This is a genomic window from Maribacter cobaltidurans (genome assembly GCF_002269385.1).
Lineage (GTDB): Bacteria > Bacteroidota > Bacteroidia > Flavobacteriales > Flavobacteriaceae > Maribacter > Maribacter cobaltidurans.
Genome location: NZ_CP022957.1, coordinates 2,804,373 through 2,820,664, shown reverse-complemented (window position 1 = coordinate 2,820,664; position 16,292 = coordinate 2,804,373). Strand labels below are relative to the sequence as shown.

Below are 16,292 nucleotides of genomic sequence, written 5' to 3'. Positions count from 1 at the left end.
ACAAGTTTATTGTTCCAACTTGTAAAGAGGAATAACGTCCATTTTATTTTTCCTGCCAGACATATATGGTTCGCCGATATCCCTAATCCTGATTTTCTTGGCTGGAGAACCGAAAGCGAGAATATTACTATCTAAATTACCCACTACCAAAGATCCTGCCCCAACAACGGTATGTTCCCCAATAGTAATGGAATCAATAACATTGACTCCCAAACACAAGGCGGAATACTTGCCCAAAATGAGATTACCTCCTGTACATGTCTTTGGGGCTAAACTAGAAAAATTTTGCATAAACCCATCATGCCCTAGTGAACTATTTGTATTTAAAAGGCAAAAATTTCCTATTACGGAATTCGCATTTACAATGACTCCAGGCATTATAACTGTCCCTACTCCAAATTGTACTTCCTTACCAACCTCAGCACTTGGGTGAACAACGGAAATGTAAGAAAAATTAGGTGAAATTTTATTAATACGTTCTACCATGGAATTTCGAATCCAATTATCACCAATGGCAACAATACCCCCACGAATATTATATTTATCGATTAGAAATGGCAAGTCAAATTCCGTGCCCAATATTGGATAACCATTTATGATAGTGCCTTTCTTTTTGAAAGAATCGATGAATCCAACCACCTTGTATTTTCCTTCCTTCTCAATACAATCCAGTACAACACTACCGTGGCCTGAAGCACCAAAAATGATTATATTTTGCATTTCATCGTATTTTTTTGCATTTCATCGATATTCAAAGATAAGTAAAGATCTCCATCATAACAGACGTAAAGCAATTTTTTCGATAAAAATTTTAATCCATAAAAGTGAAATTGATTGTTATGGTAAGTACATTTTACTCTTAAACGACTACTAAATAGAAAATTATAAAACAAGTAAAAAAATATTGACCAACATTAATTATTATACCCAAAACGTTTTAGCTGTCTACTATCGTTGCGCCAATTTTTGTTCACCTTTACATAAAGCTCAATATGTACTTGCTTGTCAAAAAACTGTTCCAAATCCTTTCGCGCTTCAACCCCTACTTTTTTCAATGCGCTACCTTTATGGCCTATAATAATGCCTTTTTGGGAATCTCGCTCGACCATGATTACCGATCGAATTCTAATTATCTCTTCATCCTCAAGAAATTCCTCGGTTTCCACCTCCACGGCATATGGAATTTCCTTTTTGTAATACAAGAGTATTTTTTCCCGTATGGTCTCGTTGACAAAAAAACGCTCCGGCTTATCCGTTAATTGGTCCTTGGGATAATAGGGTGGGGAGGCCGGTAGCAACTCTAAAATTCTTTCAAAAACACCCCGAACATTGAAGTTTTGTAAGGCCGATATGGGATGTATCTCTACCGTTGGTAACTGATCTTGCCAGTACTGAACCTGTTCTTCCAATAGCTCTTGACTAGCACCATCAATCTTGTTCAAAAGCAATAGCACAGGAATCTTAGAATTCTTGATCTTAGCAAAGAAATTTTCATCCTTTAAGGCTTTCTCTCCTATTTCGACCATATACAATAATACATCGGCGTCTTCAAAGGCTGACTTTACAAAATCCATCATTGAGGATTGTAAATCATAGGCAGGTTTTATAATACCAGGAGTATCCGAAAGAATAACCTGAAAATCATCTCCGTTTACAATACCTAAAATCCTGTGTCTTGTAGTTTGTGCCTTCGAAGTAATTATGGATAATTTTTCACCCACAAAGGCATTCATTAAGGTGGACTTGCCCACGTTGGGATTACCAATAATATTTACAAAACCAGCTTTATGATCTTTCATTCTTTAATTTTTCAAAATAAACCTTGGCGGCAGCATTAACCTTAGGAGTCAACAAAAGTACGGCAATCATATTAGGAATTACCATAAGGGCATAGGACAAATCGATAAGGTTTTTAACCAGTTCCAAAGAAGCAATAGCCGCAAAAACAATCATAATCACAAAATAAACATTGTACCATCTACCAATTTTGGCATTCGTCAAAAATGAAAGGCACTTAACTCCATAGTAGGAATATGTGAATAAGGTTGAAAGGGCAAAGGCTGCAACAATTACCATCAAAAGCTCGTCCCCAAACCCAAATAACGTTTTTTGAAATGCATTTAATGTCATTACTATACCACTTCCGTCCTCTAAATAAGCTCCACTTAAAATAATAACAACAGCAGTAAAAGTACAGACCAGTATTGTATCTATAAAAGGACCCAACATAGCCACCAACCCTTCACGTATGGGCTCATCGTTTTTAGACTGACCGTGGTACATGGGAGCGCTGCCCAGACCGGCCTCATTGGAAAACATAGCTCTCCGGACTCCAATAATTACAAGTCCCCAAAATCCTCCAGTAACAATGGACTTAAAGTTCCAAGCTTCCGTTATAATCATCTTGAGCGAAGGTATTACCTGGGATGCATTCATAAACATCACAAATAAAACAGCAACCAAATATACCATCACCATAAAGGGTACTATTGCAGTGGCCACCTTGGCTATTTTTTCTAAACCTCCAAAAATGACGAACGAACTAACTATGGCCAAAACAAAACCTATGGTCAATTTCCAGTTAAATTCACTCATTTGCATAATGGTTTCGGATGGATTTATAACACTCATGAATGTTTCCGTAAATTGGTTAGCCGTAAAAACACCTAAAAAACCAAAGAGTCCGGCTAGGGCAAAGAATATGGCCAAAGGTTTATATTTTTTACCTAGTCCATTGACAATATAGAACATAGGACCTCCCTGTAAATGACCTTCTGAGTCTTCTCCCCTGAACATTATAGAGAGACTGCAGGAGTAGAACTTAATACACATTCCTATCAATGCGGTCATCCAAATCCAAAAAACGACCCCAGGACCACCATCATGAATGGCAATGGCGACCCCTGAAATATTTCCAAGTCCAACGGTAGCCGCAACCGCCGCCGATAATGCCTGAAGGGAACTTACATCACCCTTTGCATTTTTATCGTCATATTTTCCCCGAGTTATTGCTAGGGCATGTCCAAAATAACGGTAAGGCAATAATTTGGAATACAGCATTAAAAATAGACCTCCTCCAATCAATAGAACAAACATGGGCCATTCCGTTGCGGAAATTGCCTGTATTAAAAAATCATTCAGTTGCTTCATGTGTTCTAAAGTAGCCAATAAAATTGAAAATATTGTTTTGGAACCTATAAGTGCAAGAAAGTCAAGATTTTTATTCCTTATTCAAAATGAAAGCGAATCATATTTGGAATTTACATGAAAACTATTGTATCTTTGTCGTCCATATCGCGGGATAGAGCAGTAGGTAGCTCGTCGGGCTCATAACCCGAAGGTCGCTGGTTCGAGTCCAGTCCCCGCTACTACATAACCCATTGATTAACAGCTTTTTAAAACTGTTGTCAATGGGTTCTTTTTTTGATATATTGCAAAGCGCATACGCTACCGCATACAAAAACGGATTGGAGAAGAAAAAATACACGGAACCGAAAATCTACCATGGCGGGGACAATTTTGACCTTTCCAAAAGGTGGTACGTCTATTTTGACTATGCCAGTCCGGACCTTTTTGACAAACTTGGAAATCCCGTGCTGGTCCGTCAAACGCCAGTAACAATGAGCGTCAATAAAAACTACAAGACAAAAAAAGAAAGATTATTTCATCTTGGGATAATCAAGGAGGTTTTGCTGGAAATGCTCAAAGAAGGGTATTCTCCTTACAAGGACAAGCTTAAGCTCAATTCAAAATCCCTGGAATATACGGCCGAAGCCGCATTGGATTATGCCTATACGCTAAAACTCAATGAACTTTCGGACACTTCCATCAAAGATTACAAAAGCCGATACAATCAGTTTAAAAAATACTTGAATAAAAAGAACTTGCTTGATAAAAGCATCCTTAGCATTACCAAGCAGACCGTCAACAATTATCTACAAAGTATAGTCAAAAAAAGCAGTGCAAGAAACAGGAACAACACCCGCATCGTATTAAGTTCCCTATTTGGTGAGCTTGAAGACAACGATATTATCCCGAGAAATTTTATCGAGAATATCAAAGTACTCAATACAAAATCGGTAAGCCATAAGACCTATTCGTTAGAAGTCCTGGAAGGTCTATTTGCCTTTATCAAGGAAAACGACCCACTTCTGTTGCTTTTCATAAAATTTGTCTCCTATAATTTTCTACGCCCCATTGAGGTATGCAGGCTAAAAGTCAAGGATATTTTTCTTGCTCAAAAGCTATTACGGGTTCAAGCAAAGAACAAACCTGAAAAGACCAAAATTATACCGGATATCGTCCACCATGAAATCAAGGATTTGGACTTCTCCGTACAAAATCATTTTTTGTTTACTCCTGCTGGTATTGGAGAATGGGAAGCTTCGGAATCAAGTAGAAGGGATTATTTTACCAAACGGTTTTGGAAACTTAAAAAGAAATACAACGCATATCTTCTGTCTCAAGGAAAAACGCTACAATTGGGCAGTGAATATACAATCTATTCTTTCAGGCATACTTTTATAACATTGCTTTTTAGGAAGTTCAGGAAAGAATTTACCTATACAGAAACTTGTGATAAATTGATGCTGATTACGGGGCATTCTACCTTAAAAGCACTTAAGTCTTATTTGAAGGATATCGATGCGGAACTCCCTGAGGATTATAGCGGTTTATTATCCTTAACCTAATTCAAGATTAACTGATAAAAAATACTATTGTAATAATTGAATTTTGTTTAGCTAATAACAGTGATTCCTATTTTTACAAGTGAAGCTTGCCCATGGAAATGAAGAGGTTTCTATAATGTTTTTTTAGTTTTTCTCTTTCAGTCATTGGTTTTGGTTTATGGTCAGCACATTCCTTAGCTATCTTCTGGGACATAATAGCTTGTAAATCTTCGACGGATAAGCTATCCACCAAGGCATTCAACAATTTATCGCTGACCAAGCCTCCCTCCATGATATATATTATAAACCCCTTTCTTTTTTCTTCTTCTTACTCCTGCGCTTCCTGCGGTCGAAATCTTCCAACTCTATCTTGAACGGAGTGAAGGATTCGTCATCTAGGCCATCCTTTTGAGTACCTCCCAAATCGTATTTTGATTTTTCACTAATTTGGATTGTCCCTCCCTCAGCATCTTTTGTTTCTCCGACAATGTTCCTTGATGGGCCTGAATCCGGAGCAACAACTCCTTTATTTCCTTGTTCTGCATGATTATTTTCGAGAATAACTGTACGGTCTCTGATTTGTTCATAATCGATTTGTTTTATGATGTTGTTCCATGAATATTTTCGGCCTAGGCTGCTGCCCTTATAAATCACTCCTTCATATTTGAAGGAGATACCGGAGACCCTTCCAGTGGTCTTGCTGATATTGAATTTTGGACGAATTTCTCTTGACCGTAATTGGTCTATAATCTCTTGTGTAGTAGCTGAACGTTTTAATGCCTCCCTCAATTGATGTTGAAGCAGGCTTTTAATCGGTGGGTTGCCCGTCCGGAGCGATTTCTCTATCTCTTTTTGGGTGAGTGCCGCCTCTCTTTCCAAGCTTGCGTCTGGCAGTTGTGAAAGACCATATTTCTTTTCCAGCTTTCGCACCAAGCGTTCGCTGCGCTCATAGTCTCTGCTATCACTGACCAATGCTCCGGATAGTTTTACCCTATTGGCAACGATATGGATGTGTTGGTGGCTTTGGTCATCATGGCGGTACATAATGTATTGGTTGTCATCGAATCCCATTCCGTTTAGATAGTCCAGTCCCATCGCAACGAATTCACTATCACGCATCTTATCGCCAGGCGGCAGGTTCAAGGAAACATGATAGACTGCTTTACCGAGCCTAGGGCGTAACTGCCGAATCAAATTGAACTCCTTGGTCATGTCAACAGAGCTGCCCAAATCTATATTCGCGTCCAGAACAACGGCCTGGCCCAGTTCCACCTTTTTTTGGTTGTAGGCCAACAGTCCATAAAAATCCTTTCCCTTTATCTGTTTGGCTATCATTTGTTGACAATTTTCGACTTTAGTTCCTGCAAAAGATGCTGTAACTCTCTTAAATGACTATATAGATTCTTAGGGGCGTGTATGCCCAAATGAGACTTTTTCGTAAGTTGGTTGATGTTGTTGCCGATCCGGCTCAGCTCAACGAACAATCTTCTATCCTCTGGCGTAACCTTGGTTCTTGGAAGTGGTCTGCCCGTTACCTTTTTTCGAATATAATCCGGTATGCCCATGCCTAAAGCGGCCGCATTTCCGGAAACGATAAGGTATTCATTGACCGTCATGCGTACATTGACCCGTATCGCCTTGAGTGATTCAATATCTTTTTTTGGCCGTGCCATAATTCAGGGGTTTGGGGAGGATCCCCAACAAGCCTCGCGAACAAAGTGAGCGGTTTTTGCTTGCAAAAACATGGCTTGCTACGTGACCTCCGATTAACTTAGGCCAAACCTAGAACATATCGCAAGTCAGTAAGGGCTTTGCCGTACACGGAGTGTTGTACGGTAAATGGATTTAGCAGAGTTCTACGTCCTCAAAAAGGATTTTGAGGGAGGCCTCCGCTTCAGGAACCTCAAAGTATCTATGGGATTCCAATACGAGATGCTTTAATGCGGATCTATAGCGTGCCTTGCCATGGGCGTTGTCCTCATAAAAAGTACAGGGGTCCTTGGGATGCACATCCGTAGGTGTGGTAAAGGATTTTATGTCCCTGTTCATATACTCGAACCGTTGGGATGCCCTTCTGTGGATACCTTGAAGGGTAAGATCTTTGGGATATTTAGGGACATTGTAATAAAGTTCTTCCAAGATTACGATAAAGGCCCTCCTGCGGGAAAGTTTCGGTTTCTGCGAAGCGATGCCGATGGCATTTTGTACATCGCGTACCAAACGCTCGGCCAATAGGACCTGTAATCGGGAATATTCCTTGCCGTTGACCTCGGGATGTTCCTTCTTGGCCAAATCTTCCAGATAGCTGAGCAGTTTTTCCGATGGAATCATAATTTAGGGCCGCCCCTGCGTCTGTTTATGGTTGGAGTTCGCTCTATAGCATTTACCAAAGCGTTGGCAAGTTTTTCGGACCGGAGGGAGAGGCCCAAAATGTGTTGTTGTGTTATCGAACCCGCCAATAAATAATCGGCCATGGTAGTCTTTTTTGGCCAGAGCTTGGCCTTTACGATAAGATGTAGCAGTAATTGTTCGTGGGCATCGAGACCATAGCGGGCATTTTCCAATTCCTTACCAAGACTTTTGAGATAACCTTCGGGAAGGAGCTTCTTTTCTTTCACGGTTTTCTCCATACTTTCCCATCCGACATGCTTCGATAAATGAGCGGCCATGTAAACTACGGAGAATCGGCCATATTCCCATTTCCGGTACGAGGTGGTCTGATCCAAGAGTTCCATTTCTACAAAATCCACTAGCGGTTCATTGGACAATGGCCGTTTAAAGTCATATTCGATATTTTTTAGTGCTTCCATCTGTAATTTCGCGGAATTACCCAGGTTGTTCATCAGATGTCTTCCAAAGGTTTGGGACAGGTCAAACAGCGGTTGTTTATCTTCCAGAATTGCCTTTAACAGCAGTTCCCTTTGCTCTTTGGGGACTTCGTCATAATGAAGTCCATACGTAAAGATGGCCGCGATAAGGGTTTTCAGTTGCCCTTCTGAAAGCGCAGACTTTTTGTGGGAAGGGGAATGACCATCCAGTTCACTAATGACTTCCCTGAACGACTGTCGGCCTATCGGCCGACTGAAATCCAGTACTTTATATAGGGTTTCCGACATGGTATAAATTTAATCAATGTAACGGAAAAGATTCAAATAATACATCACTTCGTTCTTGGCCGTATCCACCCTTTTGAAGAGAACATAAATAGCAGAAACTGATTATCGCAATTACCCTCCAAAAGATAGTCTATAACTTCTTCCTTATAAATGGGAAGACCGTACAAATCCATCAAGGTATTCTCCTTGCTATTTTGACTTTACCTGTATGGAAAATTCGTCTTCTGGCATTCCTATTCGTTTTAATTGCCTATTTGTACTTTTTTGGTTTTTCGAAAGAGAATAAAATTAACGGAACAATAATCATTAAAGTAATCATAACGAAAGTGAATGTTCTTATCATGTAGACCACTTTAATCTCATTAACCTCTAATTCAAAAACAAGTGGTGCGATCCAAGAACACAGCGACACGGACATTAATAGGGCGAATATCCTTAAGAAGGTGTCCGAATTAAATTTTTTAATTTTTCCCATAACTCATTGATTCTTTAATCGATAACAAAGATGATTAAATTTAGGTGTTCATATCAAACATCATCCATTATGGATTCCGATTATATAGTCTTTATTCCTATTTGATTCGTTTATATGGTTGTCCTGCCCAAATTGATCTCAACTTTTGGGTAAGGGAAATTCCACTCCCATTCTCCAATCCAAAACATTCATCTTTTCTAAAAATCCTTGGATTCCCTTGACCAAATTTTCATAGGCTGGGGAATCCCCATAAATCATTTGCTCTTGCATGGTTTTATAATCTGCCTTCCAATCGTCCTCATACTCAGGGGGTGGGATGGGCCGTATATCCTGAGGTCGATGCAGATTATAATCGACCCCACCAAGTTTTGTGAATACATATCTATGATTTACAATGGTTTCATATAAACCTTTGTCGTGGATGGCATTGACCGCAAATTCCGTTTTCGATAATTGGAAAATATCGTACAAATGACGGCTTAGCCTATCCACCCTTATCTTTTCCTTGGGACGTTGGAATTCCTCATGCAATAGAAAAAGTTTTTCTAAAAAAGTCCTTTCAGGGGTTACGGATGGAACCTTTACTGGAGGCGCTACAAATTCGGCATCGGGATATTCTTCGTCCACAAAGGAGCTTATCGGTTTTGATTGAAATGGTTCCCTTAGAGAACGACAGCCAATTTCAACTTGTACCCTTGGTTGGATGTATCCGGGGGATTTGGTCAGAAATGGATAATAGATTTCTATGATACGAGGGTCTTGGTCGCTTGATTCGGCCGGAATGATATTGAAACCCACATCCTTAAATCCATTGCTCTTAAATCGCTGCTGCAACTCTGGATAAAATTTCCCTGAAATATAGGAACTCGTTTCTTTCCTCAGCTTGGTCAGCTGTTTTTTTGATAGCTCCCCTGAATATCCAAAAAATCCCCGGTCAACGGCAAGGTCGATATCTTCGCTAAATCGATCGATCAGTTTCCAAGCCTTGCTTAGCGACGTCCCGCCCTTAAAGACCAAATGTTCCGCTATCCCCATTTCAAATATTATTCCCAATGTACTGACGACCCACCAGTCCTTTTCAACCGCAAAATCTGGTATTCCCGTTTTGCCTTCTACATTTTTAAAGATGGCAAGCCTATCTTCTTTGGGTATATCGTAAAATTTCATTTTATTCATTTTTATTCATTGTCCAAGCTCTTTTCCATAATTTTCCGAATCCATGCCGGGGCCAGTGCTATATCGTGAAGCAGGTCTTTTTGGTCTTCTTTTTTCAAGAGGGCTATTATTTTAGATTCTTCCTCGTCCGTTACTTGTTCCTTTCCAATCTCGCGAAGGGCCTGTATGACAAGTCTGCTTATCTCTCCCTTGGCCGATAAATTCTTGGGAGTGGTCTTCTTTAGTTTTATGCTTCGTTTCCCCAATTTTATTTCCCGGGGAGCTCCATCGGTAAGAAAGACAAGTTTCATGGGTACCTGTGTGCTAAGCCCCAATGCACTTAAAGCATATACCCCGGTAGGTACCAACCTGATCTTGTCCCTTTTGGCTATGGCCATGGCAATCTCCTCTGCCGTTGGCAATACCTCTCCCGCATATTTACTTATCTTGGGACGGACATAGATTCCTTGGGCCACTCTTTTTATATAACCTTCTTTTTCAATCCTGTGGAGGGCCAACCGTATAGCTTCAGATGAACCTAATCCCCGAAAATCATCGGGGAACACTAATTCTCCCCGCTCCTTTTTGGAAATGGATTTTTTTATTTTGGACTCAACACTCTGCATAACACATTCATCTTATCTGTAACAAATTTAGTAAATTTTTGTTACAAAATACTTTTGGGATAATTATTCTATTCCTACCATAATTGCGTTCCAACTTGTTTACCTAAAAAAATCGGCCAAATATCTTACACACAGAAATGGATGGTAAAAACATTGAACAAAAATCTTATACGAATGGAACTACAAAACACGTTCCGCAAAGGTATGGGACCCCGATAGGGGCTTCCATACTTTTGCATCCCGTTTCGAGGGGGTTGAAAATCAGTAGCCGGAAAGACGACCGAATGCGAGCCAGCGCAGCGTGCTCGCTCGGTCAGGCTTGAAGGTGGAGGGTTTTCAATTCCCGCAGAAACCATGGGGAGGGAGAGAAAAAGACGAACCAATAAGAACGATCATTCCAATGGTAAGATCAGGAATATGGCCTCGGCCATCTTTTAGCGATATAATATCCCCAGACCGATAGTTCCATTGCACCGAAGAGCCATACCAGATCTTTTATAAATGGAATGCCGACCATGATGAAAAGAAAAAGTAGAAACGGTATTCCCAAAAAACGTTTGAGCCTGAGAATTCCCTGTAAAATAATCCATATAAAAATAATGAATCCCAAAAAGGGAAGTTTTTCGTAAAGAATTTCAAGCGATAGCATGTATATTGGATTTTATGGGAAGCGGATTCGTCCTGCCCGTTTCAAGGTTTACGAATGCCCCGTGATATTTGATTTTTTTGTTCGTTAGTAGTTCATAAAGGCAATGGACGGCCATCGATGACAGGGCATCATTGATGAACAGCGATTGTTCCTGCAACTTGTCCGCATAGCTACATCCCATTCCCTGTTCGACCTCTTTTTCCATCGCCAATAGGTCGGGGAACAAATCAACGATATGATATAACTTTTGGTTTTGCACCTCCCCATTCGAAGGCCGATCATTGTGTTGCAGATTTCCGAGGACATACTGACCAAAGTATTTTCCGTTGCCCAGATCCAACCAATAATGTTGGTTCTCATAGGGATAGGAACTTGAGTGTGGGTGTTCCAAAACCTTTGCCAGTTCCAACCGAAAATCGGCACCGTCCACACAGCTAATGATCAAATTGGCGTGCAATCTTTTATCGTCCGCACCTATCCGTTCGGGAACGGCATCCCATTGCAGTCCGAAGGTATGGTTGACCTTGGTTACGGCACAAATGGCCTTGTTGCCCCCAACGTCCTGTGGGGCATAGAGCTGTCGGCCCACGTTCGAGGGCTGTACCAAGTCCCCGTCGAAAACGGTCACATAGAGGCCTGGATGCCCCAACTGCACCAAGGCATGGTCGAGCCTTGACAAACGTGCCAATATAAGGGAACCGTTGCCCCCTGCCCCGACCAATGCAATGGTAATGGGATGTGTGGGAGCGAAAAAATAATTCGGGGCGTAGTGAAAATCAGTTTTCATAGACATGCTGTAAAAGTTGGTGGTTCGCGAGTAAAAGGGACTCCTCGAAATTCTGTATTCCCTGCATTTGGAGCATTAACTCCGTGTAGTTTCCGTTGAGCAGATGGTCGTGGTTTGTATGGGTAAACACGGACAGGAAAAATTGCTTTTCCACAAAGGCCATGATGTCCTCATAAAAGTCCAAATGGCGATATTGCAACATCGCATCGCCCATGCACACCTTTCCAGAGGCATAGACGTTCATAAAAGGGGCATGGTAGAGTTCCGTGCCGTCATGGATCGGCTTTTTTCGTGTTATGGCAAAAACGAAAAGCGATTCCCCCGAAAGGGAAAATACCAATTTGGGTATGGGATATGTTCCCGTAGGTATGTCCAATTGCTCCTTAAAAAGAAGCCTTTCCGTGGTTCGGTCGCAAGACCAGACCAACTGCAACGTCCCCTTGTCCCTGAAATAGAGCAACTGTTTGGGCAACCGGCCCTTAAAGGAAAACTCACTTTGGTCCACATCGACCAATTTGAGCATGTCCCTTACCATATCCATGGTAAGCGGGGACCCTACCCCCAATTTCCCATTTCGAACGGTATGCCTTGAAAAGTAACATTCGTCCCGTCCGTAATACCCGTTTATGGCCTCATAACCTATGATGGCTATTTTGGGTTCAAAATGAAATTTCGGGTTGTGAAGGGTGCATTCTTCCATCAGAGTTTTTTTAAGAGTTCGTTCAAAAGATCCATAAAATTGAAAACGGCATTTACCTGCCCTTCCTCTCGCATTACAAAGGGTTTGATATCGTTCCCAAGGGTAAGGGATGTGTCGTAGATGGTATGGGAGTAGCCGTACTGTGCGATCTCGTTTACAAAGTTGATATAGCCATTCTCCAATTGGGAATCCTCCCTATCCAAAAAGACGATCAGGTCGTCCACTTCCATATCCATGTCATCTTCCAAAAAACATAGGTTGGCAAAGGCATTGAAATCAATGATAGGGGCTTCCAAAAGCAAATCCCGTATCATTTTGAACAAGGTGTTCTTTGGACGGTAGCCACGCATACAGGCCAGCCAATCGAAATCCTCGTACTCCGCATAATCGGAAGCATGGGCCTCGATAAAGCACAGGACGCATGGCCCCTCGGCACAACAGTCTGTCTCGGGGTCGGATTCGGATTCCGAAACCCCCAACGACCATTCGAACAAGCATTCCAAGAGGTAGCCCATCCGCTTGAATACATTGTCAAAGGGCAATGAATGCACAAAGGACAGCAGGCTAGCGAACAATTTTGGACTGCGGATTCGCAGCGAAAATATGGGGGCCATTGGAATCGCCCAAATATGGTGTGCCTCAAAAACGGGTTTCATGACAAGGATGCCATCATTTCCCTCTTGTGTACATACCTCCTTTACCAGTGCATCGGGAATTTCCATGTGCAATCGTTGCAATTGTCCGAAGAACCGCATTTCAGGCCTCCCTTCCGTCAAGGCGGATGCCTTGCCCGTAAGCGTATCCAATGCATTTTTCGTCAGGGTGCCTAGCATGTCCCATCGATTTTCGTCCCCACCGTCGAATACCTCGAATCGAGGCAAGATCGGAATGGTCAGGTCAGAAAAAAACGATCCCCTTGTTGGACGTGTTTGGCTCTTCGGGTTCCCGATGATGGCTTTGTCCGTGAATCCAGAATGCCGAACAAGGCCTTGTGGAAGTGCGACAGTTCCCTTTTTGATGGTATGTGCTTCTTTTTCATTCATCGCTATCCTTTGGTTCCCGCTATGGTCTTGAACATAATTTCATGACGCCCGTCGACAATGCCGTTATCCACGATCTTGGCGTTGGTCAGTTCGGGATACACCGAGGCATAGTGATCTTTGATCCGCTCCGGTGTCCAATTCAGGTCGATGTCGTCCAAGACGGATTCCCCCGAGACGTTTTTTATCATAAATTTTCGTTCCAATCCTAATACTTCCATAATGCTTGTGGGTTAAAAAAAGGTGGGTTGTTGATAGGCTTTCATATCCTCGATGGTCTTTTTTGCCAAAGCGTCGTTTTCATCGAGTTCCAGTACTTTGTTGGCCAGATTCACGGCCTTCCTGTGTTCAGCCATTGGGTTAAAGTTCTTGTCCTTCACCAGTTCCTTTAGGTCGGACAGCGCCTTTTTCTTTTTCTCCTTGCGGTCGTTCGCCATTTTGGTCTTTTCCTCGGCCTTTTTCAGGTTACTGAGATAGCCGTTGGCATTGTCGAACAGGACTTTTGTTTCCTGCATGGGTTTCCCCAACCGTTCCAAAAAGACGGTATCGATTTCCTCGATGCTGCCCTTGAGCGTGAAGGGCCGTATCGCTTTTAGGGCGTTATCCCCCTCCGATGCCTTTGGGAGTAGCGAGACCGCACAGTCCGTACCGTGAAAGGAGACCGATATGGAGAATTGCCCGATGCCCGTCTTGCCCAAAGATTTAAAGAATGTTTCCATAGATTTTGCTTTTAATTGTTGTTACAAGATACCCTCAAGAATCTTCTAATCATTGAAAATTAAGGATTTAAACCACAATCGACTTCTTCTTCCCCTCACCACAAAATACGCCCCGAAGGGGCGTTGGAACCGGTGTCCGCTTATTGGAGGCGGGCGGGAATCATTGCAAATTTTTGGATGGACTTTAGGTAACCGTAAAAATTTTTGCGGAAGTAGTTTACGGTATCTATGGCAGGCTGTGTTGCATACGAAGTAGGGCTTTCGTTAATTCATGCGCTTTTCGTAGTTGATAACTGAGATGTATAAATCCATAGGAAATTTAAATAGAATCCCATTTGTGACTTAAGACCATTCCTCTTAATCTGTGAAAAACATTTAAAGCAGAAAGGTTGGAGTCTACAACATCCGAAAAATCCCTGTCTTTTCCTCGTATTCCATTGTCATTAAAATATTTGGTAAGTCTATCGGCTCCTTCCAGTCTTAATTTAATGGATTCCTTAGTCTCAATATAAGATTCTTTCACGCTATTTTGGGCTTGCATTCGTAAACATTGTAGATAGTGCCGGAAAGACTCTCGGTCGCCATATTTGACAGTTGTTGGTTGCGCACCAGAAAAGAGAATATCGGCATAACCAGAAAGGTTTTCTGTATCCGTTCTTAAATCACTCAAAATACCCAAACGTCTCGCAATATCTAAAAACGGTATTTGATATTCCGATAGGCTCTGAGGACAATAGTACCATGTTGACCTCCTACTAACAGAATCCTCCGGATTGTTGAACTTATTGGCATTAAAGCTCCTAACATTGAGCCAATTTCCGGATGCTATTGCATCGGTTTTCGTAAGTGCCAAATTGAGCATTTGATGATTGGCGTAGCCAACAACAACCTGTTTACCTTGAAGTTTTAAACCTGCGGTTAAATCCATTAGATTGACAAGCCAATTTGGGTTGTCAACCAAATAGCGATTGTTAGATGGTTCTGGTACCACATAGCAGCCTTGCACATTCCAAGTATCCATATATTCTAAAACATCGTGAATTGCCTCCTCAGAATTCATAGCTTCTTGAGATAAACACAAAGTGAAATAAATGTTTTCATGAACATTTAAATTCTGTGCTTCATTGATAATTAAAGTATGGTAGTTATACCAATTATCATTGATTTCAGAGCTTCTGCTTCCCGGTAGGATGAAAAATGGCGTTTCATAAGGGCTATTATACTCGTCCCTTAATACTGCGAGCATTCTTCTGACGTCGACCGAATTAAAAAGAGCTGTTGAATAATCCGATGGCCAAAACGAATGGGATGTCAATCTTCCATGGTCAGCGTGCGGCACATAAAATTGAGGATCAAAGACAACTTGACCACCTAGTTTATGTATGTCCGGAACAAAACCGTTCATTTGATCTATGTCTTGATCCCTTGGACTCAAAATTACAGTGCCTGATTGCCAGTTCTTAATAAGGTGCTTGCAATGCGCCATCATTCCATATCCAAATTGAAGGTATAGTTCCATTTAATTTAAAGTAAGTGTTTCCTTTAAAGTGTCAAAAACAATTTTTGCCTCATTAGCCGTATTCGGCCTTCTATTTCTTCGATGGTCTCCTAAAAGACTAATAAAGGTAGAGAGTTGGAATTGTCCATCGCCTTCTATTCTCAGAGGCGGTAAAGATATATTCTCCAGTTTTCTAAGAACCTTAAAAATATCATTATCGACATCGACCATATAAAAATTTTGCCCCCTTAACAATTCATAACAAACCACCCCTATTGAAAAAAGGTCTGCGCGTATATCAATATCTTTTTTATAGTTTCTAAATTGTTCTGAGGATGCGTAACCCACTGTAAATAGGCCAAAGGGGTCATCAGACTTGGTTATGGATTCTAGATCAAGGTGTCTTGCTATTCCAAAATCAAGAAGCCAAAAGTTGTCATCATCGTCGAGGATAATATTCTCTGGTTTAATATCCCTATGCACCAGTTGTTTGTTTTCGGAATGAACAGCTATTTCGAGCATAGTGTCCAAAAACCGAACAATATCATTTATTAGGAACTTTCTGCCGTCATTTATGGCGTCCCTTAGATTTTGCCCTGAAATGTACTCTTCGACAATCCAAATAAATTCTGGGTCAGCTTCTTCGCAATTATGAGCGATGATTCTAGGTATATTCGGAGATTCGTCTAGTACGGATACCGCTCTTATTTCCCTTTTTGTTCGCTCTAAACTGTCAGAATTTGGAAAAACTTTCTTGAATACGATTTGACCATGTTCATCATGTGTACCTTGGAAAACTTCCTTTTGCCCCCCTTTTTTGATTAGATTTAAATCCTTTAATTCTTCTATCATAAAAC

General features: G+C 41.4%; 18 protein-coding genes and 1 tRNA gene. 2 read left to right on the top strand and 17 right to left on the bottom strand.

What is annotated here, in order from left to right:
• Window positions 1-6: 6 nt before the first annotated feature.
• From CJ263_RS12500 to CJ263_RS12490, 3 genes are all read right to left on the bottom strand, one after another.
• Window positions 7-720 (bottom strand): NeuD/PglB/VioB family sugar acetyltransferase, encoded by a 714-nt coding sequence (locus CJ263_RS12500; RefSeq protein WP_094997584.1) that lies wholly within the window; start codon window positions 718-720, stop codon window positions 7-9.
• Between the two features lie 194 nt (window positions 721-914).
• The gene (gene era, locus CJ263_RS12495; protein ID WP_094997583.1) at window positions 915-1,799 is read right to left on the bottom strand and encodes a GTPase Era; all 885 of its coding nucleotides are present in this window, start codon (window positions 1,797-1,799) and stop codon (window positions 915-917) included.
• Complete coding sequence (locus CJ263_RS12490; protein WP_094997582.1) at window positions 1,786-3,150, bottom strand: alanine/glycine:cation symporter family protein; 1,365 nt, start codon at window positions 3,148-3,150, stop codon at window positions 1,786-1,788. Before CJ263_RS12490 ends, era begins: the two co-directional genes overlap by 14 nt.
• Window positions 3,151-3,295: 145 nt before the next feature.
• On the opposite strand from CJ263_RS12490, the gene CJ263_RS12485 reads away from it, so the two are divergent.
• A tRNA-Met gene (locus tag CJ263_RS12485) sits at window positions 3,296-3,368 on the top strand.
• Window positions 3,369-3,410: 42 nt separating this feature from the next.
• Window positions 3,411-4,691 (top strand): tyrosine-type recombinase/integrase, encoded by a 1,281-nt coding sequence (locus CJ263_RS12480; RefSeq protein WP_094997581.1) that lies wholly within the window; start codon window positions 3,411-3,413, stop codon window positions 4,689-4,691.
• 73 nt (window positions 4,692-4,764) lie between these two features.
• On the opposite strand, the gene CJ263_RS12475 is transcribed toward CJ263_RS12480, so the two are convergent.
• From CJ263_RS12475 to CJ263_RS12405, 14 genes are all read right to left on the bottom strand, one after another.
• Window positions 4,765-4,962, bottom strand: coding sequence for a hypothetical protein (locus CJ263_RS12475; protein WP_094997580.1), 198 nt, complete (start codon window positions 4,960-4,962; stop codon window positions 4,765-4,767).
• Window positions 4,963-4,970: 8 nt separating this feature from the next.
• Window positions 4,971-6,005: a relaxase/mobilization nuclease domain-containing protein gene (locus CJ263_RS12470; protein ID WP_094997579.1), complete on the bottom strand. Its 1,035-nt coding sequence runs from the start codon at window positions 6,003-6,005 to the stop codon at window positions 4,971-4,973.
• Entirely contained in the window at window positions 6,002-6,343 is a 342-nt protein-coding gene (locus tag CJ263_RS12465; protein WP_094997578.1) for a plasmid mobilization protein, read from the bottom strand. Before CJ263_RS12465 ends, CJ263_RS12470 begins: the two co-directional genes overlap by 4 nt.
• 172 nt (window positions 6,344-6,515) lie before the next feature.
• A complete protein-coding gene (locus CJ263_RS12460) occupies window positions 6,516-7,001 on the bottom strand; it encodes a hypothetical protein (RefSeq protein ID WP_094997577.1) in 486 nt (161 codons plus the stop codon).
• Window positions 6,998-7,786: a hypothetical protein gene (locus CJ263_RS12455; protein ID WP_094997576.1), complete on the bottom strand. Its 789-nt coding sequence runs from the start codon at window positions 7,784-7,786 to the stop codon at window positions 6,998-7,000. Before CJ263_RS12455 ends, CJ263_RS12460 begins: the two co-directional genes overlap by 4 nt.
• A 613-nt stretch (window positions 7,787-8,399) precedes the next feature.
• Window positions 8,400-9,428, bottom strand: a complete 1,029-nt coding sequence (locus CJ263_RS12445; protein WP_225621182.1) for a nucleotidyl transferase AbiEii/AbiGii toxin family protein — start codon at window positions 9,426-9,428, stop codon at window positions 8,400-8,402.
• An 11-nt stretch (window positions 9,429-9,439) separates the two neighbouring features.
• Window positions 9,440-10,042, bottom strand: a complete 603-nt coding sequence (locus CJ263_RS12440) for an AbiEi antitoxin N-terminal domain-containing protein (protein WP_094997573.1) — start codon at window positions 10,040-10,042, stop codon at window positions 9,440-9,442.
• A 635-nt stretch (window positions 10,043-10,677) separates the two neighbouring features.
• The gene (locus CJ263_RS12435) at window positions 10,678-11,478 is read right to left on the bottom strand and encodes a PRTRC system ThiF family protein (protein ID WP_158657149.1); all 801 of its coding nucleotides are present in this window, start codon (window positions 11,476-11,478) and stop codon (window positions 10,678-10,680) included.
• Window positions 11,468-12,178, bottom strand: coding sequence for a hypothetical protein (locus CJ263_RS12430; protein WP_094997571.1), 711 nt, complete (start codon window positions 12,176-12,178; stop codon window positions 11,468-11,470). The genes CJ263_RS12435 and CJ263_RS12430 overlap by 11 nt, the downstream gene beginning before the upstream one ends.
• Window positions 12,178-13,221, bottom strand: a complete 1,044-nt coding sequence (locus tag CJ263_RS12425; protein ID WP_094997570.1) for a hypothetical protein — start codon at window positions 13,219-13,221, stop codon at window positions 12,178-12,180. The genes CJ263_RS12430 and CJ263_RS12425 overlap by 1 nt, the downstream gene beginning before the upstream one ends.
• 2 nt (window positions 13,222-13,223) lie before the next feature.
• Window positions 13,224-13,439, bottom strand: coding sequence for a PRTRC system protein C (locus CJ263_RS12420; RefSeq protein WP_094997569.1), 216 nt, complete (start codon window positions 13,437-13,439; stop codon window positions 13,224-13,226).
• Window positions 13,440-13,451: 12 nt separating this feature from the next.
• A complete protein-coding gene (locus CJ263_RS12415) occupies window positions 13,452-13,937 on the bottom strand; it encodes a hypothetical protein (RefSeq protein ID WP_094997568.1) in 486 nt (161 codons plus the stop codon).
• 319 nt (window positions 13,938-14,256) lie between these two features.
• Window positions 14,257-15,456, bottom strand: a complete 1,200-nt coding sequence (locus CJ263_RS12410; protein WP_094997567.1) for a hypothetical protein — start codon at window positions 15,454-15,456, stop codon at window positions 14,257-14,259.
• Entirely contained in the window at window positions 15,457-16,287 is an 831-nt protein-coding gene (locus tag CJ263_RS12405) for a serine/threonine protein kinase (RefSeq protein ID WP_094997566.1), read from the bottom strand. It abuts the gene before it with no gap.
• Between the last annotated feature and the right edge of the window lie 5 nt (window positions 16,288-16,292).